The 19,653-nt window shown below is 61.9% G+C and carries 22 protein-coding genes; 7 read left to right on the forward strand and 15 right to left on the reverse strand.

Annotated elements, in window-relative coordinates; genetic code table 11:
- A partial coding sequence (locus VJR90_09150) for an ABC transporter ATP-binding protein (GenBank protein HKV97641.1) occupies positions 1–404 on the reverse strand: 404 nt, incomplete at its 3' end.
- A 159-nt stretch (positions 405–563) separates the two neighbouring features.
- Here VJR90_09150 and VJR90_09155 point away from each other — a divergent pair.
- Positions 564–1,055, forward strand: coding sequence for a DUF2062 domain-containing protein (locus VJR90_09155; protein ID HKV97642.1), 492 nt, complete (start codon positions 564–566; stop codon positions 1,053–1,055).
- Here VJR90_09155 and VJR90_09160 read toward each other — a convergent pair.
- The gene (locus VJR90_09160) at positions 1,042–1,488 is read right to left on the reverse strand and encodes a DUF192 domain-containing protein (protein HKV97643.1); all 447 of its coding nucleotides are present in this window, start codon (positions 1,486–1,488) and stop codon (positions 1,042–1,044) included. The two genes, VJR90_09155 and VJR90_09160, sit on opposite strands and share 14 nt — an antisense overlap.
- Positions 1,489–1,506: 18 nt before the next feature.
- Complete coding sequence (locus VJR90_09165) at positions 1,507–3,009, reverse strand: phospholipase (protein ID HKV97644.1); 1,503 nt, start codon at positions 3,007–3,009, stop codon at positions 1,507–1,509.
- A gap of 143 nt (positions 3,010–3,152) precedes the next feature.
- On the opposite strand from VJR90_09165, the gene VJR90_09170 reads away from it, so the two are divergent.
- The 4 genes from VJR90_09170 (at position 3,153) to VJR90_09185 (ending at position 6,706) form a co-directional block, all read left to right on the forward strand.
- The gene (locus tag VJR90_09170) at positions 3,153–3,767 is read left to right on the forward strand and encodes a LemA family protein (protein ID HKV97645.1); all 615 of its coding nucleotides are present in this window, start codon (positions 3,153–3,155) and stop codon (positions 3,765–3,767) included.
- Between the two features lie 26 nt (positions 3,768–3,793).
- On the forward strand, positions 3,794–4,633 hold the full coding sequence (locus VJR90_09175; GenBank protein HKV97646.1) for a TPM domain-containing protein: 840 nt from the start codon (positions 3,794–3,796) through the stop codon (positions 4,631–4,633).
- A gap of 149 nt (positions 4,634–4,782) precedes the next feature.
- Complete coding sequence (locus VJR90_09180; protein HKV97647.1) at positions 4,783–5,403, forward strand: TPM domain-containing protein; 621 nt, start codon at positions 4,783–4,785, stop codon at positions 5,401–5,403.
- A 436-nt stretch (positions 5,404–5,839) separates the two neighbouring features.
- Positions 5,840–6,706, forward strand: coding sequence for a hypothetical protein (locus VJR90_09185; protein HKV97648.1), 867 nt, complete (start codon positions 5,840–5,842; stop codon positions 6,704–6,706).
- A gap of 172 nt (positions 6,707–6,878) precedes the next feature.
- Here VJR90_09185 and VJR90_09190 read toward each other — a convergent pair whose 3' ends face one another.
- Entirely contained in the window at positions 6,879–7,556 is a 678-nt protein-coding gene (locus tag VJR90_09190) for an OmpA family protein (protein ID HKV97649.1), read from the reverse strand.
- Between the two features lie 79 nt (positions 7,557–7,635).
- Positions 7,636–8,151, reverse strand: coding sequence for a DUF4442 domain-containing protein (locus VJR90_09195; GenBank protein ID HKV97650.1), 516 nt, complete (start codon positions 8,149–8,151; stop codon positions 7,636–7,638).
- A gap of 54 nt (positions 8,152–8,205) precedes the next feature.
- On the opposite strand from VJR90_09195, the gene VJR90_09200 reads away from it, so the two are divergent.
- Positions 8,206–8,673 carry an Mpo1-like protein gene (locus VJR90_09200; protein ID HKV97651.1) on the forward strand — a complete coding sequence of 156 codons (468 nt, stop codon included), beginning with the start codon at positions 8,206–8,208 and terminating at the stop codon, positions 8,671–8,673.
- On the opposite strand, the gene VJR90_09205 is transcribed toward VJR90_09200, so the two are convergent.
- Complete coding sequence (locus VJR90_09205; GenBank protein HKV97652.1) at positions 8,667–9,500, reverse strand: hypothetical protein; 834 nt, start codon at positions 9,498–9,500, stop codon at positions 8,667–8,669. The two genes, VJR90_09200 and VJR90_09205, sit on opposite strands and share 7 nt — an antisense overlap.
- Before the next feature lie 67 nt (positions 9,501–9,567).
- The gene (locus VJR90_09210; GenBank protein ID HKV97653.1) at positions 9,568–10,860 is read right to left on the reverse strand and encodes a malic enzyme-like NAD(P)-binding protein; all 1,293 of its coding nucleotides are present in this window, start codon (positions 10,858–10,860) and stop codon (positions 9,568–9,570) included.
- Positions 10,861–11,005: 145 nt separating this feature from the next.
- Here VJR90_09210 and VJR90_09215 point away from each other — a divergent pair, with 145 nt between their 5' ends.
- Positions 11,006–11,311: a PepSY domain-containing protein gene (locus VJR90_09215; protein HKV97654.1), complete on the forward strand. Its 306-nt coding sequence runs from the start codon at positions 11,006–11,008 to the stop codon at positions 11,309–11,311.
- A 70-nt stretch (positions 11,312–11,381) separates the two neighbouring features.
- Here the strand turns inward: VJR90_09215 and VJR90_09220 are convergent, their stop codons facing one another.
- The 8 genes from VJR90_09220 to VJR90_09255 all read right to left on the reverse strand — a co-directional run bounded on the left by VJR90_09220 (position 11,382) and on the right by VJR90_09255 (position 19,643).
- The gene (locus tag VJR90_09220) at positions 11,382–12,617 is read right to left on the reverse strand and encodes a heme biosynthesis HemY N-terminal domain-containing protein (protein HKV97655.1); all 1,236 of its coding nucleotides are present in this window, start codon (positions 12,615–12,617) and stop codon (positions 11,382–11,384) included.
- Positions 12,614–13,696, reverse strand: coding sequence for a uroporphyrinogen-III C-methyltransferase (locus tag VJR90_09225; GenBank protein ID HKV97656.1), 1,083 nt, complete (start codon positions 13,694–13,696; stop codon positions 12,614–12,616). The genes VJR90_09220 and VJR90_09225 overlap by 4 nt, the downstream gene beginning before the upstream one ends.
- A complete protein-coding gene (locus tag VJR90_09230; protein HKV97657.1) occupies positions 13,680–14,504 on the reverse strand; it encodes a uroporphyrinogen-III synthase in 825 nt (274 codons plus the stop codon). The genes VJR90_09225 and VJR90_09230 overlap by 17 nt, the downstream gene beginning before the upstream one ends.
- Before the next feature lie 2 nt (positions 14,505–14,506).
- Positions 14,507–15,439, reverse strand: a complete 933-nt coding sequence (gene hemC / locus VJR90_09235) for a hydroxymethylbilane synthase (GenBank protein HKV97658.1) — start codon at positions 15,437–15,439, stop codon at positions 14,507–14,509.
- A gap of 43 nt (positions 15,440–15,482) precedes the next feature.
- The gene (locus tag VJR90_09240; protein ID HKV97659.1) at positions 15,483–16,220 is read right to left on the reverse strand and encodes a LytTR family DNA-binding domain-containing protein; all 738 of its coding nucleotides are present in this window, start codon (positions 16,218–16,220) and stop codon (positions 15,483–15,485) included.
- Positions 16,217–17,287, reverse strand: coding sequence for a histidine kinase (locus tag VJR90_09245; GenBank protein ID HKV97660.1), 1,071 nt, complete (start codon positions 17,285–17,287; stop codon positions 16,217–16,219). The genes VJR90_09240 and VJR90_09245 overlap by 4 nt, the downstream gene beginning before the upstream one ends.
- A 77-nt stretch (positions 17,288–17,364) precedes the next feature.
- Positions 17,365–18,303, reverse strand: a complete 939-nt coding sequence (locus VJR90_09250) for an NAD(P)-dependent oxidoreductase (GenBank protein HKV97661.1) — start codon at positions 18,301–18,303, stop codon at positions 17,365–17,367.
- Positions 18,300–19,643: a hypothetical protein gene (locus VJR90_09255; protein ID HKV97662.1), complete on the reverse strand. Its 1,344-nt coding sequence runs from the start codon at positions 19,641–19,643 to the stop codon at positions 18,300–18,302. Before VJR90_09255 ends, VJR90_09250 begins: the two co-directional genes overlap by 4 nt.
- Positions 19,644–19,653: the final 10 nt, after the last annotated feature.

A 19,653-nucleotide genomic window follows, 5' to 3' on the forward strand; every position in this document is an offset into this window, starting at 1 on the left:
TGCTTGATCGGCTCTTTGGCGCGGTCGAGCAGTCCGGTGAGTTCCAGAACCTCACGGATGCGGCTTTGGAGTTGAGTGCCGCGCAATCCTTGAGCGCCGCCCCAATAGCTCAAGTTTTCGTGCGCGGACAAATCATCGTACAGCGCGATCTCTTGCGGCACGACGCCAATGCTGCGGCGGGCAGCCACTCCGTCGCGAACCACATCATGTCCCATCACACGAATATGACCGGCAGTTGGAGCAAGGAGGCTGGAAACGCATCCGATGGTGGTGGTCTTGCCGGCGCCGTTCGGCCCGAGCAGCGCAGTGAACTCGCCTTCGCTTACCTCAAAGTCGATGCCTTTGAGGGCGACGACGCCGTTGCCATAGGTCTTGGTGAGGCCGTGAATACTGAGCGCTTGCATGCCGGCTAACGTAAAAAACCGCGGGAATCCGCGGCCTGATGGGGCGCAATCATAGCATGTGACCCTTCAGTTGGATGAGGCGTCCGGCCGAACTGAGCGCCCGTTACGACATTAGCTGGCTCGCTATTCTGTGGCATAGTGCCGCATGCGGGGGAAGACATGAATTTGCGCGAGCTTAAGCTGTCGCGATTGGTCATTGCGCTCCTGAGCGAGGGCATGACGCCGCACAAGATTGCCTTGACGTTGGCACTGGGCGTGATGCTCGGCGCGACTCCGGTGCTCGGCACCACGACGATTCTGTGTGCGCTGGTCGCCGTGGTGTTCCGCCTCAATCTGCCGCTGATCCAGGCGGTGAATTTTCTGGCCTATCCATTGCAACTGCTGTTGCTGATTCCCTTCATGCAGGCAGGACAGTGGATTTTCCATCAGCCGCCGCTGCCGTTCACCCGCAGCCAGTTGCTGGAGCTGCTGCATTCCGGATTTCGGCACGCGCTCGAACAGCTCTGGCTCTACAGCCTGCACGGCGTGGTGGCGTGGCTGCTTCTGGGCGGCGCCGGCGCCGCGCTGATTTATCTGATTCTGCGTCCGCTGCTCGGCTATACGCTGGCGCGCCGGAGCGCAGGCAACAAACCTGCGGTCAATGGACCGTGAACCGATTGCCGGACTTGAGGCCCAGCTTCGCGGCCATGCCGGCATTGAGTTCCAGCACGTATTGAGCCGGCGCGGTGCTGGCGTAAGTGGAACAGGGATCAGCCTTGCAGGGCGGGGTGTCGGCCGACACGTTGATGAGCCGCTTGTGGGCATCGAAGAAAATGATGTCGAGCGGGATCAGCGTATTCTTCATCCAGAAGTAGCGCGTCTGCACGTCGGGGAATATAAACAGCATGCCGTGATTCGCCGCCATGTGTGTGCGGAACATGAGGCCGTGCTCCCACTGCGGCGGCGTGGTCGCGATTTCAACCGTGAAGTGATGGCCAGCAAGCGCCAAGCGTTCGGTTGCCGGTGTGGCCGCCACGGTATATGTGGCCTGCAGCAGCAGGACCGACAACAGTGTCAGGGCAAAAATGACTTTGCTTTTGTTCATGACCGCAACTCCAAATAATCAAGTTATGGGCTTGCCCGGCGGCTGCTTGGTGAAATCTTCAGGCGAGGGGTTCTGGGTCAGGCGATAGACTCCCTCGCGCACGATACGGCGCATGACGATGTCCACTATGGTGGTCTGGTTGGGCTTGATGAAATTCGCGAGATTCTCCGCGGACGCCGTGAGCGTGGCGGGCTGATACAACACGAAACCTTCCTGCGGATAGGGAATCACGTGCAGGCCCAGGCTCTCGCAGGGCCGTAGGGTGGGACGCAATTGTTTGTCTTTATAGGTCACCGCCGGGCTTCCCTGCATGCGCGCGTAATTGAGGTAATAGGTCAGCGTGCCTGGATCCAGATGATTGCGTTGCCGGGCGATGAAAAATCCCGGCGGCAGGCTGTTGGGATTGCCGTCCTTGCCGGTAAGCAGCAAGTCGAAATCCTTGAGTGCATTACCCTGATCGTCGCGCACCCGGAACACCAGCATGCTGCAGGGGTCCACGATTACCTGGTGATCGAACGGGCCGATGACGCTGCGGTCTTCCACCTGTTCGCGCTGCTGCACTTCCGCGGTTTGCACACGGAAGGCGTCGAACAGTGAGGCGTAATCCTTGCGACTCGCGACGCGCAAACACTGCAGAATGGCGTCCACGGTGGCGTTGGGCGTGACGTCCGCGGGAATGCTGCGCATGATGCCCATGCGCAGGTCCGAATGGCACACGCCTGGAATCACGGCTAGCGGCACCGCCGGCGATACTGCCGGCGCATCGGGAACGAGCCGCGGCGCGCTGAAGCCGAGTTTCGATTTCTGGTCGGGCACGGGCGCCATCTGCTCGAGGCGCACATGCGTGTAGTTCAGGTTGGCCGCAGCCACGCGGATCACGCCGTCGGAGCCCATCTCCGCGGTGTAGCTGTTGATGAAATCGTATAGCTTGGGATCGTGCGACTGGCCGGCGAGCACAAACGGGAAAAATCCCTGCGGGCCGATGTAAGCCGCACCCTGCTGCAGCCATTCGAGATTGAGCGCCAGGCTTTGGGCGCTGCCGAGTTCCAGCCAGTCGAGCACGCCGGTGCCCACGTCCACGCCTTCGAACCAGGCTTTGAGGCGCGAGAGCTTCGACAGGCCGAGCTGCACCAGCGCCGAGCCGAAATTTGCCGGTGCCAGCATGATGAGATGGCTGAGCGGCGGTTTGCGCTCGCCGCGGCCGATGTAGAAGTGCTGCAACCAGGCGCGGACGACGGGCGCGCCGGTCGAGTGCGTGATGCACACGAAGCGCTGTTTGTGCTTGAGCGCGTCACCCAGCTCGCGCACGAGCGCTGCCTGCAAGGCGCGCGCGATGTCGGGGATGGTGACTTCGTTGTGGAAGCTGATGTATTCCGACAGCCAGATCTGGCGCACGTCTAGTTCCAGATCGGGACTGTGCCGGGCTTCCAGCTTCAGGCGTTCCGGCAACCCGCCGTAAGTGTCGGTATTGCGCACGCTCCAGCCGTGCACCAGGACCACTGTACGTTTTTGTCGCGCCATGCCAACTCCCCGTCTTCCATGCGCAGGTTAAATTGCGGGTCTGTGCCCATATTAACCCGTGCGTCCGGCACCCAGGGCGGCCGTCACGGGCGCGGTGCTATGATTGCGCGCAATTCCAGCGCTTTGGATTGAGAGGCCTTGCCATGTTGAGTCATCCCGTACGCAAGTTGACCGCCTTGGCGGCTGTGTTTAGTTGTACGCTGCTGCTGGCCGGTTGCGGCATCAATGCCATTCCGGCCCAGAAGCAGGGCGTGGAGGCCGCCTGGAGCCAGGTGCTGAACGAATACCAGCGGCGCACCGATCTGATTCCCAACCTCGTGGCCACCGTGAAAGCCTATGCGGCGCACGAATCGAGCACGCTGGAAGCGGTCACCGATGCGCGCGCCAAGGTCACGCAGACGCAGATTCCCGCCAACATCCTCACCAATCCGCAGGCCTTCCACCAGTTCGAGCAGAACCAGGCGACGCTGAGCGGTGCGCTCTCGCGCCTCATGGTGGTCACGGAAAATTACCCGAACCTCAAGGCCAACCAGAACTTCCTGGTGTTGCAGGCGCAGCTCGAAGGCACGGAGAACCGCATCGCGGTGGCGCGGCGCGATTACATCCTGGCGGTGCAGCAGTACGACACTACGCTCACCACCATACCCGGACGCTGGTACCACTCGATGTTCTACAGCACCTACCAGCCGGTGCAGAACTTCACGATCTCGGAGCAGGCGCAGCAGGCGCCCAAGGTCAACTTCTCCGGCACGCCGTAAATTAAGTGAGGGGTGAGGAGTGAGGCGTGAGGGGTAAACCGGGAGCATTCAAGCCTGCAACGCATGGCTTGGCCGCGCTGCTGATGGTGCTGGCTGGGTCATGCGCGACGCCCGTATTCGCGGCGAGCAATCCTCTCAATGCCGGCATGCCGCCGTTCCCGCCGTTGAGCGGTCCGGTGGTGGACACGGCGCACCTGTTGTCACCTGCGGTCTTCAATTCACTCTCACAGCAGCTCGCGGGCTACGCGCAGAGCACTGGCACCCAGCTGGTGGTGGTGACGGTGCCGACGCTCAACGGCTATCCCATCGAATACTGGGGTTATCAGCTCGGCCGTCACTGGGGCATTGGTGAGAAGGGCAAGAACACCGGCGCGCTGCTGATCGTGGACGTGGGCGAGAAGCAGATGCGCATCGAGGTGGGTTACGGCCTCGAAGGTACGCTCACCGACGCGCAGAGTTTCGAGATCATCCACAACATCATCGCGCCGCGTTTCCAGCAGGGCGATTATTCAGGCGGCATTACGGCAGGTGTGCAGGCGATTCTCGGCGTGCTTGGCCACAAGCAGCAGGCTGTGCAACAGCAGCAGGTGCGCAATCGTTCGGGTACCGGCTTGCTGCTTTTGTTGATCATTGCGTTTGCACTCATTCCGCTGATCCGCGCGATTTTCTACCGCGGTGGCGGCGGGCCGGGCGCTCCCGGCATGCACGGCAGCGGCATGGGCTGGCTCGGCTGGATGGCCTTGGGCATGCTGGGCGGGAGTCTCGGACGCGGCGGATTTGGTGGCGGCTTCGGAGGCGGGGGCTTTGGCGGATTTTCCGGCGGCGGCGGCTCGTTCGGCGGCGGCGGCGCTTCTGGAGGATGGTAGGAAGAAGTACCGCGTGCTGTGTGCTGGGTGCTGCGTCGGAGACCGACCCTCTTTTCCGCAGCACGCAGCACTTAGCACGTAGCACAAAAAACGTAGAACCCCGCACCCAAGTGTTCAAGCGGGGAGCAAAGAAGCAACGAGGCATGGACATGATCGAGTTTTCTGACTCCGACAAAGCCCGCATTACCGCCGCCATTCATACGGCGGAGAAAAACACCAGCGGCGAATTCGTGGCGGTGGTAGCGCGCATCAGCGACCACTATGTGTTTCTGCCGCTGCTGTGGGCCGCGATGGCCGCGCTGATTCTGCCGGGCATCCTGTATCTGGTTTCCGCGCCGCTCGCCTGGATACACATCTATCAGATCCAGTTATTGTTGTTCGTCGTGTTGGCACTGCTGTTTTTGTTCGCGCCGGAACTGCACCTGCGCCTGGTGCCGCGCTGGGTGAAGCACTCACGCGCCCGCCGCCTTGCGCACGCCCAATTCTATGAACAGGGCGTGCACATGACGCGTGAGCACTCAGGCGTGCTGTTCTTCGTGTCGCTGGCGGAGCATTACGTGGAAATCGTGGCGGACAAGGGCATCCACGAAAAAATCGGCGCAGCGCACTGGCGGGGCATCGTCCAGGCGTTCGTGACAGATGTGAAGGCCGGACGCGTGGTGGACGGCTTCGTGGCTGCAATCGGCGCCTGCGGCACCGCCATGGCCAAGCACTACCCGCCCGAGCCCGGTAATCCCGAGGAACTGTCCGACGGCTTGATAGAGATTTGAAAAGCGAGATGGGCGTGTGTATTTGAGCGATTCCACCATTGACAACCACTATAGGGGGGCGGGGAATATTCGGTTAACTGCGAAGTAACTGAACATTGCAGGATTTCCTCCACCCTTAATTTTGAGGAGCATTCACATGAAGAAATTATTGTCTGCCTCTTTTGGGGTTGTCAGCCGCAGCCGTGTCGGCTAACGTCGGGTATAGTCAATTATCGGTTTGGAATCGCATTGAAAATGCTGTTCTTCAATTCTTCGGCTTTAACCATGTACAGCCCAATAATGGCGGCATAACAAACTGCCCAGATCAAAAAGCACCTACCTGCACCTCAACGCCCTGAGGCTTGGAGTCATTGGTATGATTTGAAACCAACCCGCCTAGGCTTTGCTTAGGCGGGCTTTCATATCGAGATCGGATCAGCGTTGACGGGATATGATTGTGACCTTTATCTGCAAACACGGCAAACGACCGATATCTTATTTTCTTATTCTAACGGCGTACTTCGCTCAAGCCGGCATTCTTGCAGCACATGCGGAGTCAATTGACACTACAATCAACCATTACATCTCCACAGGTAAACAGTTTTCTGAGCAATTGATACAAGCGCAGAGCAAACAACAGACGTTGATGGGGGAAAAAAAACAGCTCGATGCTGAAAACGCTCGGCTATCGAAAGATCAAGATGAGTATGCGAAGCGTTTAAAGCGACATGACAAACAGACTAACGAGCACAAGCGTGAGCTTGAGACGGTGCGCAAACAATGTAACCAATACGGAGGACCCAACCGTCTGGAGCAATTGGCGAAAAATGCGGATTCCGCTGCATTGTCGTCAGGCTGCAGTGGTTTTTGTAACAACGGCAGCATGATTACCAATTCTGCGCAAGCTCCCGGTTATGTACGCCACTGCAATGCCAAAATTGCCGCCTCTAACGAAAAAACGTTGCAGGATCTCAGAGACACCGCTTCGCTTCTCGAAAAGAATGCGCAGCTTGCGGCACGAACTCTCAATCTCAATTCCAAAATTTTTAGCTGGAATCAAAGCGAAGCACAGACAGTAAACTTAATCAACGACATTTATGTCAAGCTGAATGCCTGGCAGCAGGAGGTGGAGGCCTTTATGCAATCATCCGAATTCCAAAGAGAGATTGTCCAGGCCAATGCCTCAAATATCTGTACGACTCCTGAAATATCCGGTTCCCCTGAACAAAAGTCCAGGCGAATCAGCGCTTTTATTTTTGGCTGCTTGGAAACCGTGGGAAATTCGCGCGATCATTACTACAAGCACCAAAGACAGAACTCATAGGCTCACTGCGGCTGTAATCAGGCACTATCCGCCCGAACCCGGTAATCCCGAGGAACTGTCTGACGGTCTGATCGAGATTTAGGTCTTTATTCCAACTGTAGGAGCGGCTTTCAGCCGCGATCTTGTGCCCGAATCGCGGCGAATATCGCCACTCCCACAATCTCAGGCCTGATCAATTCGCCGTCAACGGCGCGAGATGCAATTCTACGCGCCGATTCTGCGCGCGGCCTTCGGGCGTGGCATTGCTGGCGATGGGGTTGGCCTCGCCGAATCCCTGCACCGCGATGCGCGCCGGCAGGATGCCCTGGGCTTCGAGATTGCTGGCCACCGCCTGGGCGCGCAGTTGCGACAGCATGACGTTGTACTGCGGGGAGCCGGTGCTGTCGGTGAAACCGTCCACGTCGATCAGCGTCTTGTTGTATTCCTTGAGCACCAGCGTTACGGAATGCAGCACGTTGGTGAACGCGGGATTGAGCTGGGAGCTGTTGGTCTGGAAGGTGATGTTGCCCGGCATGTTGAGCACGATGTCGTTGCCGTTGCGCGTCACCGATACGCCGGTGCCCTGCAACTGCTGGCGCAGTTTCGCTTCCTGCACGTCCATGTAGTAGCCGATGCCCGCGCCGGTGAGCGCGCCGACGCCGGCGCCGATGAGTGCGCGCTTGCGGGCGCTGCCACCGCCGATGAGCGCGCCGGCCACCGCGCCGCCGACCGCACCGATGGCGGCGCCCTTGGCGAGGCCGCTGGTCTGCTGCTGACCGGTGTAGGGGTTGAGGGTGGTGCAGGCGCCGAGCGCCGTGCAAGCGGCGAGCGCGATGACGCTCGTGAAAATCAGCGGGCGGCATGTGTTCATGGCGGCTTCCTTGGAGAGAGGCAATGGCGGTATTTTCCGGCCGGCGCCGGCCGCATGCAATCCCGGCGAAAATTCAGGCCTATTGGCGCGCCCTGTTGAGGTCCACCTGTTCCGTGCTGGTCTTCGCATAACCGCGCGGGCGGATGGCGACCGTATTGACGATGCGCGTGCACTGCACGCCGCCGGCGAGAAAATAGCCGTACTCGAAAGTGGGTGTGGCGCGGCCGTTGGCCGCGAGTTCCGCGGCGATGGCGGCTTCCTGTTCCGGCTGCATGTCGAAGCGCAGTTCCAGATCCGTGCGTCCCGGCTTTTCAAAGTCAATGCTCATGGCGCGCGTGAATACGGCATAACCGGGGAACACGCGCGCGCAGGCCAGCGCCGCAATCGGATCGGCGAGCGCCGCCTGCCAACCGCCGAACATGTCGCCGGAAAGATTGCGCGAGAACGCGGTGAGCGGCAGTTTGACACGCACGTGCCGCCAGTCGTCGCGCACTTCCAGCACCTTGATGCGCATCTTGAAGAATGGCGGATACAGCTCCAGCCGCCGGGCTTCCGGCAGAAATCTGAGTTTGGCGATGAATTGCAGCAGGCCCATGCAGGCTCCGGGGAAAGCGCGTTATTCTAAGGCCAGTGTCACGGAGACAGGTCCATGCGCACGGTACAAAGCTGGCTGGACGAATACGGCGAAAGTCACGGCCACCCCGTGAACAAGACGCTGCACTGGGCGTGCGTGCCGCTCATCATGTTAGCGGTCATCGGTTTGCTCTGGTCCATCCCTGTGCCTCAGGCATGGGCTGCGCGCTCGGCATTTTTCAATTGGGGAGTACTGGTGGCCGTTGTGGTGTTGATCTACTACTACGCGCTCGCCTGGCGCTTGGCGCTCGGCATGACGCTGGTGACGGCGGCGATGATTTTTATCGTCTACGGCGTAAACCTTACGGTCGCCTGGCCGTGGCTTGTGTGGGCAATCGTGTTCGTGGTCGCCTGGATTGGCCAGTTCATCGGTCACAAGATCGAGGGCAAGAAGCCGTCGTTCTTCAAGGATCTGCTGTTCCTGCTGATCGGCCCGCTGTGGCTGCTGGCGTTTTGCTATCGGCGCTACAGGTGGGTTTACTGAATCGAGCTGGCTCCGGCGGCTTTGGTTGCCGGTTTGGCAGCTTGCACGATCAGCGTGTAAACAATGTGACTGTCGGTATTCTGCCCCAGGCCGGACAGTTTTTGATCGCGCGATACCAAGGTAGCCACCAGGCGGCCGTTGACCACATCGAGTCGGTCCGACTCGGTGCTGTCGGTGGTGGCACAGAGGAACAGCAGGCACGCCTTGAACTGGCTATGATCGGTAAACGCAAGGGGTACGCCGTCGGCATTGAGCCAGATGCTCACCGTACGCTGATAATCCTTGAGACTCACGTCCTTGGATTTAGGCTGCGGCAACTGAACCAGGAGCTCACGTGCAGGCTGTCCCCAAAGCGTGGTTTCACTGACAGTCGCGGCCGAGGCGTTTGCCAGCAGACGCAGCAAGGCGGGTCCGCGCGTGAGCAGATGTTCCATGGTGAGTGGATCAACGTCGTTTCCGAGCAGTGCCACGGTGGGTGTAGGGTGATCGGCATCTCCGATCGCAGCTTGGAGCTCGGTATCAGCCTGCTGCAGTGACGCCGAGCTGAAATGCATTCTTAAACCGCTGCCCAGCTCAATGTCGAACAACACCGTTGCTGATTGCGGCTTGCCGCTATTCTCTTTCTTGTTGACGTTGCTCCATTTCACGTCCACCGTCGCTTCGAGTGGTGATTGGTCGCTTAGCTTGCTGAGTGTCGTACGCAGATCGCTCAAGGCATCCGCGTGCGCAGCGATTTCCGGGGCGATGCCGGCCGCTAACAGCACGGCAGATATGACGTAGACCGCGGAAATATGACGGGCAGTTGTTGCGTGGCGTTTGAGGTGCATGTAAGGCGGCTCCCGGGTAAGACCGTGAATGTGATTTCCTGGTGGATGCAGCCAGACGCGGCATGCATCAATGCATCGCGGCTGCCTTGACGGCTTCCGCCACTTGCAGATGCACGGACTTATCCAGCACGTGCGGGAGCAATTCGTCGGGCGGGGCGAGTTCCGCGAGCTTTTGCGCGGCTGCCAAGTACATTTCATGGGTGAAACGCTTGGCGCGCGCATCGAGCGCGCCGCGGAACAACGCCGGGAAGCCGAGCGCATTGTTGACGCTGCGCCCATCGGTGGCGAATACCGCGCCGTGTTCGAGCGCAAGGCGCGGCTCGATCTCGGCTTCCGGGTTGGAGAGCGCGAAAATCAACTGCCCTTTGCGCACCAGCTCCGGTTTGATCAAACCCTTCACGCCGCTGGTGGCGATCACAATGTCGGCCTTCTGCATCACCCCGGAAAGCGTGGCGCGCTTGCCGCCCATGCGTTCCAGGCGTGTCAGAGCTTCCTCGCGCAGGTCGGTGCCCAGCAGCTGGCGCACGCCGTAATGCAGCAGCAATTGTGAAATGCCGATGCCGGCGGCGCCCAAGCCGATCTGGCCGATGACTGAATCTTTCAGCTCACGTTTGACGCGGCGGGTGGCGGTGAGCAGCGCGCCCAGCGTCACCACCGCGGTGCCGTGCTGATCGTCCTGCATCACCGGCTTGGCGAGTTTTGCGGCCAGGGTCTCCTCGATCTCGAAACACGCGGGCGCGGCGATATCCTCGATGTGGATGGCGCCGAACGAGGACTCGATGGCGAGGACCGCATCAATCACTTTTTTCGGATCCGTATCACTCAGCAGGATCGGCACGCCGGAAATGCCGACGAACTTGGCGTAAATCATCGCCTTGCCTTCCATTACCGGCAGGCCGGGAATCGCGCCGATGTTGCCGAGCCCGAGGATCGCCGTGCCGTTGGTGACGATGCCCACGGTGTTGCCGAGGTTGGTGTAGTCCCAGACTTCTTCCGGATGCTTCTGGATTTCCAGGCACACGCGCGCGACGCCCGGTGTATAGACATCGCGCAACTGCTGGATGGAGTCCAGCGGGACTTTGGAAACGGTTTCAATCTTGCCGCCGCGATGGCGGTTGAACACGCGGTCGGAGCGGCCCAGCAGCTTGCCGTAGGGCAGTTCGGCGAGCCGGGCATTGAGTTGCTGGCGCGCAGCTTCGTCCATCTCCACGGTGATTTCCCACACGCTCTTGTCTTGCGCGCGGCGCATCAGCGTGATGTGATCCACCATGATCCCGCATTCGCCGATGGCAGTGAGGATGCGGCCGAGGTTGCCCGGCCGGTGCTGGGATTCAATCACCAGGATTTCGGGTATTTGCATGTTGGGTCAGTAATTCACGAAAGAAGTTTTTGGGGTTATGTCGGCATCCATGAACAAATCGTAATCCAAATTTAATCTTGGTCACCGGACCGATGTCGGCTCCCATGGTAGCCTCTGGCCGTCAGTAACAACAAGGAGTCAGGTCATGAAAATATCTACTGCGTGCATCATCGCCGTCTTGGCATGCACGCTGCCACTGATAGCCGCTCAGGCTTACAGCGGGCAGCCATACGCCCGGGAAGCCCGGATCAGCCTTGCGCAGGCTCGCACCATCGCGCTCAAAACCTTTCCCGGCAAAATTCTCAAGGAAGGGCTGGAAAAAGAGAAGGGTGGCAGCGGCTTGCGCTATTCGTTCGACATCCGCCGCGGAAAACTGATTCACGAAGTAGGCGTGGACGCGAAGACCGGTAAGGTGTTGGAAAATTCCGACGACTCGAAAGATTCTGATTGATCTTCTTGCGACAACAATTCAAAAGATTTGAGGCCCGCGTATGCGGGCTGATATACAGTAACGATTGAATTCAGCCGCGCACACGGCGCAAGCGCGGTTTGCCGGGTTTGAATGCCTTGATCTTCTGACCGAGCGACAGCGCCAGACCGTCGCTGAATGCCTGCATGGCGTGTTCCGGCTCGCCCAGGGTCTTGAGCAGCCGACCGAGTTCCTCGTAGGCCTCAGGGCGCGCGCCCAGCACGATGCTGGATTCCAGGTAACTGCGCGCCTTGCCCCAGAGGCGGGCTGTGGCGCACAGCCGGCCTGCGGTCAGCAGCAGCGCGGCACTTTCGCCTTTTTCCGCCAGCCATTCCTCGGCACGCGCCAATTGCCGCACTGGATCATCGCCGCGCGTTTGACCGTAGAGCAGAATCAATTCCTCGTCCCAATTGGCTTTGAGCGCCTCACGCACGACACTTTCGGCGGTCTTGGACTCGCCGCATTTCAGCAGAAACTGCGCATACGCGCGCACGATGCCGGCGTCGCTGTGCTGGCGCCGCGGCAATGCGTTCCACATGGCCTCGGCCTGCGGCGCTCCCGCGGAGGTATCCAGGCGCTCCAGCAGTACACTCACCGCTTGGGTTTCCAGCCGGTCGATTTCCGCGCGCGGCAAGGCGCGCGTGTCGCGCAGTTTGGGCAGCAGCGCATGCAGCGCCTGCCAGTCGCCGAGCTTGCGGTACAGGCGTGCCAGCAGTTTCAAGCCGTAGGCGTGATCCGGGTCGAGTTCCTGCAGACGCCGCAGCGTGGCAAGTGCGTGCTCGTACTGGCGATGCGCGATCTGCAATTCAGCCTGGGTGAGCAGCACTGCGAGTTGCGCCGCGGGTTCGCGCTCGTAGGCGCGGCGCAGATAAGTGTCGCGGCGCTCGTGTGCGCCCTGCATCTGTGCGGCGCGCGCTGCCGCGATGTAGGTGATCATCGGCACCTTGCTGTCGGCGGCGTGGCGAATCAGATGGCGCTCACTGTCGGCCCAGCGGCCCTCGGCGAGATCGATCAGGCCGCGGATGGCGGAGCGCCGCGAACGCGCCTCGCGACGCCGCTCCATGGCCTCGTGCACGCGTCGCGGGAATGCCCAGAGTTTGACCACCAGCGTGGTTAGCAGGTACAGGCCGAAGAACACCACCAGGATCAGCACCGCGAGCGTGCCGAGCGACATCTCCACGCTGGTGTTGCGCCACGAGAGCAGCACGTAGCCGCTGTCTACGTGCAGTGCGCCGGCAATGATCACTGCAGCCAACAGCGCCAACAGGATGTAGAACGCGTATTTCATGGCGCGCTGGCGCGCGGCGGCTCCAGGCGCCGCAACAGCGTGAGCGATGCGGAGATGTCCGGCAGCGGCGGATTGAGCTGCTGCCCCTGCATTTGCGTGAGCTCCTGGATCGCGGCCTTCACGCTGGTATCCTGCGGGTTGAAATACGTTGCCAGCCAGGTGTGCGCGAGTTGGGCACTGCTCTGGAACGCCGCACTGTCACGTTGCAGCAAGGCGGCGCGTGCCGCCGCGAGCCGCAATTCCAGGTTCTGGCGCAGGAAGTAATCCTGTTCGGGCGTCAGCAGGGGTTCAATCGGCTGGTTGCGGTGATGCACCGTGAAGATGTCCCGTCCCAGGCGGTCCAGGCCGGCCTTGAAACGCTGCCACAAGGTGAGCCGCGCGCGGTCGTTATCGGCAGGCTGAGCTGCGGTGCCCGGGGTGTAGCGCTCCGGCGCCACGCGCTTCAGCGGAAATTTCCCTGCGGATTCCATGAGGCTGGTGAGCGTGACCGCCATGCCGGGGATGTCGGCTTGCGGCACTGTGCGCAGCGCGGCTTCTTCCCTGGCAATCAACTGGCGTACCGGGATCAGCCCCGGGTCGGAAAGCAATTTCAGGCGTTCGTCGGCGGCGGCCAGTGCTTTCAACGCCAGTGCCGGATCGGAATTCAGTTCCACTTGGTCGTTGGCGGCTAAAAGCAGGGTGGCGGCTTCCGCCTTGATCCAGGCATCGCGGCCGCGCTCGGAGCGCCGCCGCAGATCGGTGAGCGCCGCACCCATGCTGTCGAGCTGATCGCTGAAGTTCTTGAGTGCCTGCTGGGTGTTGTTCTGCTCGCTGTCCAGCTGGCTCTTGAGCGCCGCGGTCTGGCTGAGCACATCCAGCCGCCGATTCGCGGCCTGCAGTTCCGAGTTCTGACGCGCGAATTGCTGTTCTTCAGTGCGGCTGAAGTTCACCCAGCCTGCAATCGCCAGCGCCAGTGCCACCAGCGCGAGCAGCAATGCCAGCCATCCCGGCCAATGCCGGTGCCGGGCCGGGAACGCTGCCGCAGGCATCGCGGTCTGCTCGCGACTGCCGGCTTCGCGGGGATCAGGCGCTTCGCTCATGCTCCCTCCGGTGTTTGCGTTGTTCACGTCCCTGGCGGGCCCACCAGTTGACGAGCGCGTGCACGAGCGCGCGGTCGCTGGCGTCCGCCGCGACCAGCGGCCGGCGCCGCACGCCCAGCGCTCCCGCCAGTTTAATCACACGCGTGCTCGACACCAAAAGCTGGGAGGCACGCAGATACGGAGTCAGCCCCGGGCTCAGCATGTGATCGAGATTCAGCAGCGCCTCGCGGCTGGTGACCGCGACGGCATCCACCTTGCCCTGTCGGAACCAGCTGCCAAGTTCGGCGTGGTCAATGCGGGGTATTGCGCGCCGGTAAACCTCGGCGTACTCCACCTCGGCGCCGCGTTCTTCCAGGGTCTCGGCCAGCAACTCGCGTCCGCCCTGGCCGCGCACGATGAGGATGCGTTTGTTGGTCACGGCATTCAGCGCCTTGAGCTTCAGCAACGCCTCGCTGCTCGCGCCGTCGCGCGGCAGCATGTCGGGTTTGCGGCCGTGCACACTCAGGGCGCGCGCGGTACCCGGGCCGATCGCGGCTAGCTTGAGCTTGGGCGGCAGCGACCCGAAATCCATGAAGTCGGCGGCGTAATCCACGGCGTTGGGGCTGATGAAAATCGCGTAGTGGTAGCGCTCCAGCCGCCCGAAGCAGTCCTGTAATTCGCTGCTGCGCGCGGCCGGCAGGATCTCGATGGTAGGGAAGTGCAGCACGCTCGCACCCTTGGTTTCCAGCCGCGCCTGGAGCGCCTCGCCCTGGTGCACCGGCCGGGTGATGACGATGCCGGTGTCGCGCAGCGGTTTGGGGGCGGCCACGGTCAGGCTCCGGACACTTGGCGCAGCACATCGGCGGCACCGCGTGCCAGCAAGTCATGGGCGAGTTGCAAACCGAGTTCTTCGGCCTGGGCCGCCGAGCCGCGAGCCTCGCCCGCAATCAGGCGGCTGCCGTCCGGCAGGCCGACGCAGCCGCGCAGCCGCAGGCTGGCGTGCTGCTGCAGTTCCGCGTAACCCGCGACCGGCAGCTGGCAACTGCCGGACAGGCCGCGATTCAGCGCGCGCTCGGCGAGCGTGCGCTGCCATGTGGGCGCGTGGCTGAGGGGCGTGAGCAAATCCAGAATCTCCCGGTTATTCGCGCGGCACTCGATGCCGATGGTGCCCTGGGCGATGGCCGGCAGGCAGATTTCAGGCTCGAGCACGCTGCTGATTGTGTGCGCAAGTCCGAGCCGCTTCAATCCCGCGACCGCCAGCACCACGGCGTCGTATTCACCGCGCTCAAGCTTGCGTAGCCGGGTATCTACGTTGCCGCGCAGCGGCTGCAGCTCGATGTCCGGGCGGTGGTGGCGCAGCTGGCACGCGCGCCGCAGGCTGGAACTGCCGACGCGCGCACCCTGGGGCAGCGCCGCGAGGCTCGGCCAGCGGCGCGACACAAAAGCGTCGCGTGCATCCTCGCGCTCCAGCACCGCGGCAATCACGAACCCGTGCGGCAGCGCAACCGGTACGTCCTTCATGGAGTGCACCGCGAGATCCGCGCGCCCGTCGGCGAGCGCGGTTTCCAGTTCCTTGATGAACAAGCCCTTGCCGCCGGCTTGCGCCAGCGAAGCGTTGAGCGCGCGATCGCCTTGGGTTACGAGCGGCAGCAGTTCCACCGGTTGCGCGGGCGCGAGCGCGCGCAGCCGCGCGGCGACGTGCCCGGCTTGCCACAAGGCGAGTGCGCTGTTGCGCGTGGCAATGCGGAGCGGGCGCGGGGACATGGCGGGCGCGGAAATGCTGGCGACGGAAACGCAGCGCGCGGATTCAGAGCCGGCCGCGCAGGCGCGCGCGCACCGTGGCCACCAACCGGCGGCTGACTTCAACGGGCTGTTCGCGCCCACGCAGGCGGATGAGAAAGTGTCCGTCGTCGCTCTTGTCCAGGCTCTGCACATATTTGAGCGCCACCAGCGCGTTGCGGTGCACACGCAGGAAACGCTCGCCGAACTCGGTTTCCAGGTCCTTGAGGGATTCATCAATGAGCAGTTCGCCTTCGGTGTGACAGACCGTGACGTATTTCTGGTCGGCGATGAAACATTGAACGTGTTCCACCGGCACCACGTGCAGGCGCTCGCGCAGGCGCGCGCAGATATGCTGGCGCACGTTCGCGGTCCGGGTCTCGGTGGTGACGCGCGTCAGTTGCATGCGGTTCAGGCGTTGGGCGCGCGCCAGGGCGCCGGCCAGCTTTTCCTGGCGCACCGGTTTCAACAGGTAAGCAATGGCATGGGTGTCGAAAGCATCCACCGCGAATTCGTCATACGCGGTGGTGAAGATCACCGCCGGCGGATTGTCCTGCGCGGCAAGATGGCGCGCGGTTTCCAGCCCGTCCATTACCGGCATGCGGATGTCGAGTAGCAGCACGTCCGGCTGCTTGGCCTCCCACATCTGCAGGGCCTCGCGGCCGTCGGCCGCTTCGCCTGCGACTTCACAGTCGGGGATTGCAGCCAGCAGTTCCTTGAGCCGGGTGCGCGCCGGCAACTCGTCGTCCACTACCAGCACTTTCATGGGGTATGGCTCTCGTAGGGGAAACTCAGGTGCACACGATACACGCCATCGACCGCCTGGGCGTCAAGCGTGGCATGGTCCGGCCAGGCCAGCGCCAGCCGCTGGCGCACGTTGTCGAGCGCAATCCGGTTGCCGCGCCGCCGCGGGGCGCCCTCGGGCGGCAGCGGGTTGCTGATCAGGATGTTCAGGGTCCTGGCCTCGAAACGGCCGACCACGTCCACGCTGCCGCCGTGCGGCTGGGGCTCGATGCCGTGATAGATGGCGTTTTCCAGCAGCGGCTGCAGCATCAATTGCGGCACGTTCGCATCCACGGGCAACGCGTCAATCTGCCAGTTGACCTTGAGACGCTCGCCCAGACGCAATTCCTCGATGCCCAGGTACTGGCGCGTTATGGCCAGCTCGTCGCTCAGTGGCACCATCGGGCTGGTCTGCTTGAGGCTGGCGCGAAACAGATCGGAGAGATCCTCGATGGTGCGTTCCGCCAGGTCCGGGGTGCTGCGAATCAGGGCCGCGATGGTGTTCATGCTGTTGAACAGGAAATGCGGGCGGATGCGCGACTGCAGCACCTCGATGCGTGCGCGCGCCTCGCGCTGCACGTTGGCTTTCCACTGATGTTGCACGTAGAAATAGCGCAGCACCAGCACGCTGACGATGGCGCAGATGATGAGGTTGCGCAACAGGAAACCGCCATGACTGCCGGGCAGGAAACCCTGGCCGATGCCGGTATAGCGTGCGAGCTCGAAAGCCACTTCGCTCAGCACTCCGGTGGTGATGAGCAGCAGGATAAAACTTACGCCGGCGGCGTGACGCAGCGGCATACGCCGCAGGTACTTGCGTGTGGCGCACAGCACCCCGGCGCTGGTGAGTGCGATCCATTGTAAAAACAGCGAAATGCGCGCCAGGTCCAGCCACAGGGCCGGACCCTCGCCCGGCAGGTTGCGCGCCACCACCAGCACGAAGGCGGTGAGTTCGGCGATCAGCACCACGATCAATACCACCGGCGCGGAGCAGAAATCCGGCAGGAAAAACTCGTCGGTTGCGCGTCGGGCGTATTCGGCTTTAGCCATGTACACCAGTGTCGGCGGTTCCGCTGCGGCCGGCAAGGGTACCGGCAGGTTTGCGCCGTGCGGCCAGCGCGCCCGGCTCAGTGCCCGAACAGTTGGCGCTTGAGACGGAACAAGGCCGAAATGTCCTCGTCCCCGTGTCCGTCCTGCATGAGGCGTCGGTAATGTACGCGCGTCATTTCCACCACCGGCAACTGCACACCGTGCGCCACGGCCATCTGCTGCACGATGCCCAGGTCTTTGTCATGCAGGCTGACCTTGAAGCCCAGCGGGTAGCGGCCCTCCCTCATCGTGGGGCCACGGTGCGCCATGAACCATGAACCGGCCGCGCCGCTGCCGACCACGTCAATTACTTTGTCTAACGGCAAACCTTCGGCTTCCGCAAAGGCCAGAGCTTCGGTGACCGCTTGGGCGATGCCGGCCACGGCAATCTGGTTCACCGCCTTGGTGGCCTGGCCGGCGCCCACCGGGCCCATGAGCACAATGCGCTTGCCGAGTGCTTTCAGAATTGGCTGTGCACGTTGGAAAGGTTTTTCCTTGCCGCCGCACATGATGGCGAGCATGGCGTGCTTCGCGCCCTCAGTGCCGCCGGAAACCGGGCAGTCGACAAAATCAATTTTGCGTTTGGAAAGACGCGCGGCGGCTTCACGCGCAGTCGCGGCGCTCACCGTGGAGCAGTCAATCACCAGGCTCCCCGGCTTGAGTGTTGCGGCCAGCGCGTCTATGACTTGCAGCACGTCCTGATCAGCCGCGACGCAAATCACCACGGCGTCGCACAATCCGGCCAGTGCGCTGATGTCTTGCGCCGCAACACAGCCGGTTTCCTGCGCCAGTGCCTCAGCCTTCGCGCCTGTGCGGTTGAATACTGCGGTGAGCAATTTCGCCCTGTGCAGATTGAGCGCCATGGGATAGCCCATGGCACCGAGACCGATAAATCCCACTTTCATGGATGCGTACTCCCCGGGTCTGCTGGAAACATCAATTGCTGAGGCCGCTCTTTGGTCAGACGATGGTATCAAGACATCAGTGACGAATTATCGAGCACGCGATGCAGCGCCGTGATGCGCGTGTGCCAGGGATGCGCCCGCGCAGCCAGCAGCGGTTGGAGTGCCGCCAGCGCCGCCGCATCGTCTTTGCGGATCTCGGCCAGGTAGCGTGCGCTCAGGAATTGCAAGGAAATGGTGATGTCCGTGCCCGGGTGGCGAGCGCTGATTCCGGCGACAATTTTTTCGAACAGGCCGAAGCGCCGGATTTGCAGCGCGGTTTCGGCGAGCGGGACGCCGTGTGCCAGCCTGCGCGGCTCGAAACGCCAGGCAATATCCAGGCATTGTTCGTAAATATCCAGCGCGCGTTCGCGCCGCATTTCCTCCAGCAGTACTTCCATGAGTTTCGCGCCGGCGAGCAGGGCCAGCGCCATATGCCGGCGTGCGCGCAGCGCCTCGAAAAGTTGCTCGTGGAAAACCCGTGCCTGTAGCGGCGTTACGGCAGGCGCGAGCACCAGCACGGCCGCCGCGTGGGCATGGTTTTGCGCTGCCAGGCGGTCAATGTTTTGCAGCAGGCGATTGAGCGCAGCCTGCCGCGCTTCGGTTTGGCGTGTCTCCTGTGTGGGTTTGTCTGTTGCCACGCTCAGCCCGAGCTGGTCCTGGCGGTGATACGCGACAAAGCCCAATGTATGGCAGGCGAGAATCAGACAGTAAAGGAGCAGCATGTAGGCCAGTGCCGAGACGAGATGCCGGCCAAGCACGATGGCTATCGCAAGAGCCGTGATCATGACCGCGCAAATCATCAGATAGGCAAATCCCGTTCGCCAAATAAACAGCACCAGCTTGACCGGATTGAGTGCTTGCCAGAAGCGGTCTTCCATGGCCAAAAGTGCGATGAACGCCGGCAGGAAAAACAGCATGACAATCGCGAGCCAGCGTGCCGCGGACTGATGATGGAACACCGCGAAATACGCCGGAACCATTTCGAGAAAGACCAGATAAGCCAGCAGCAGGCCGATGCTGCCGAAATCAAATTCACTGAAAACCTCGGTGCCCAGCGGCGGCGGTAGCGCATGTCCCGAAGCTGTATCGCCCACCACTTCGAGCGCATAGAAGCACAGCCAGCAAGCCAGTAGCGCGAGCATGGCCAAGCCGAACACGCCGGCCTGGAACGTCAGGGCGAGCAGTGCGCCCAATACCACCAGCACGCCCAACGCATAACCGCGTACCGGATAACGCAACAACTGCGGGAGATAGCTCCACAAGGAAGCCGCCTCGGCCATGTGTCGGTCGGCCGCCGAGTCCTGGAATTTCACACTGCTGTTGGAGTCGCGGTCCATGCGCGTCACGATCAGCCAGGGATGTGGGGCAGGCAATTCGCGGAAG

This window comes from Gammaproteobacteria bacterium (assembly GCA_035279405.1).
Lineage (GTDB): Bacteria > Pseudomonadota > Gammaproteobacteria > Natronospirales > REEB76 > REEB76.

Coding starts and splice junctions, on each gene's coding strand:
- VJR90_09225 (HKV97656.1), bottom strand. CDS start 13,696: ATGAGCGAAGCGCCTGATCCCCGCGAAGCCGGCAGTCGCGAGCAGACC.
- VJR90_09200 (HKV97651.1), top strand. CDS start 8,206: ATGCGCACGGTACAAAGCTGGCTGGACGAATACGGCGAAAGTCACGGC.
- VJR90_09190 (HKV97649.1), bottom strand. CDS start 7,556: ATGAACACATGCCGCCCGCTGATTTTCACGAGCGTCATCGCGCTCGCC.
- hemC (HKV97658.1), bottom strand. CDS start 15,439: ATGTCCCCGCGCCCGCTCCGCATTGCCACGCGCAACAGCGCACTCGCC.
- VJR90_09160 (HKV97643.1), bottom strand. CDS start 1,488: ATGAACAAAAGCAAAGTCATTTTTGCCCTGACACTGTTGTCGGTCCTG.
- VJR90_09220 (HKV97655.1), bottom strand. CDS start 12,617: ATGAAATACGCGTTCTACATCCTGTTGGCGCTGTTGGCTGCAGTGATC.
- VJR90_09165 (HKV97644.1), bottom strand. CDS start 3,009: ATGGCGCGACAAAAACGTACAGTGGTCCTGGTGCACGGCTGGAGCGTG.
- VJR90_09215 (HKV97654.1), top strand. CDS start 11,006: ATGAAAATATCTACTGCGTGCATCATCGCCGTCTTGGCATGCACGCTG.
- VJR90_09180 (HKV97647.1), top strand. CDS start 4,783: ATGATCGAGTTTTCTGACTCCGACAAAGCCCGCATTACCGCCGCCATT.
- VJR90_09240 (HKV97659.1), bottom strand. CDS start 16,220: ATGAAAGTGCTGGTAGTGGACGACGAGTTGCCGGCGCGCACCCGGCTC.
- VJR90_09210 (HKV97653.1), bottom strand. CDS start 10,860: ATGCAAATACCCGAAATCCTGGTGATTGAATCCCAGCACCGGCCGGGC.
- VJR90_09155 (HKV97642.1), top strand. CDS start 564: ATGAATTTGCGCGAGCTTAAGCTGTCGCGATTGGTCATTGCGCTCCTG.
- VJR90_09245 (HKV97660.1), bottom strand. CDS start 17,287: ATGGCTAAAGCCGAATACGCCCGACGCGCAACCGACGAGTTTTTCCTG.
- VJR90_09205 (HKV97652.1), bottom strand. CDS start 9,500: ATGCACCTCAAACGCCACGCAACAACTGCCCGTCATATTTCCGCGGTC.
- VJR90_09170 (HKV97645.1), top strand. CDS start 3,153: ATGTTGAGTCATCCCGTACGCAAGTTGACCGCCTTGGCGGCTGTGTTT.
- VJR90_09195 (HKV97650.1), bottom strand. CDS start 8,151: ATGGGCCTGCTGCAATTCATCGCCAAACTCAGATTTCTGCCGGAAGCC.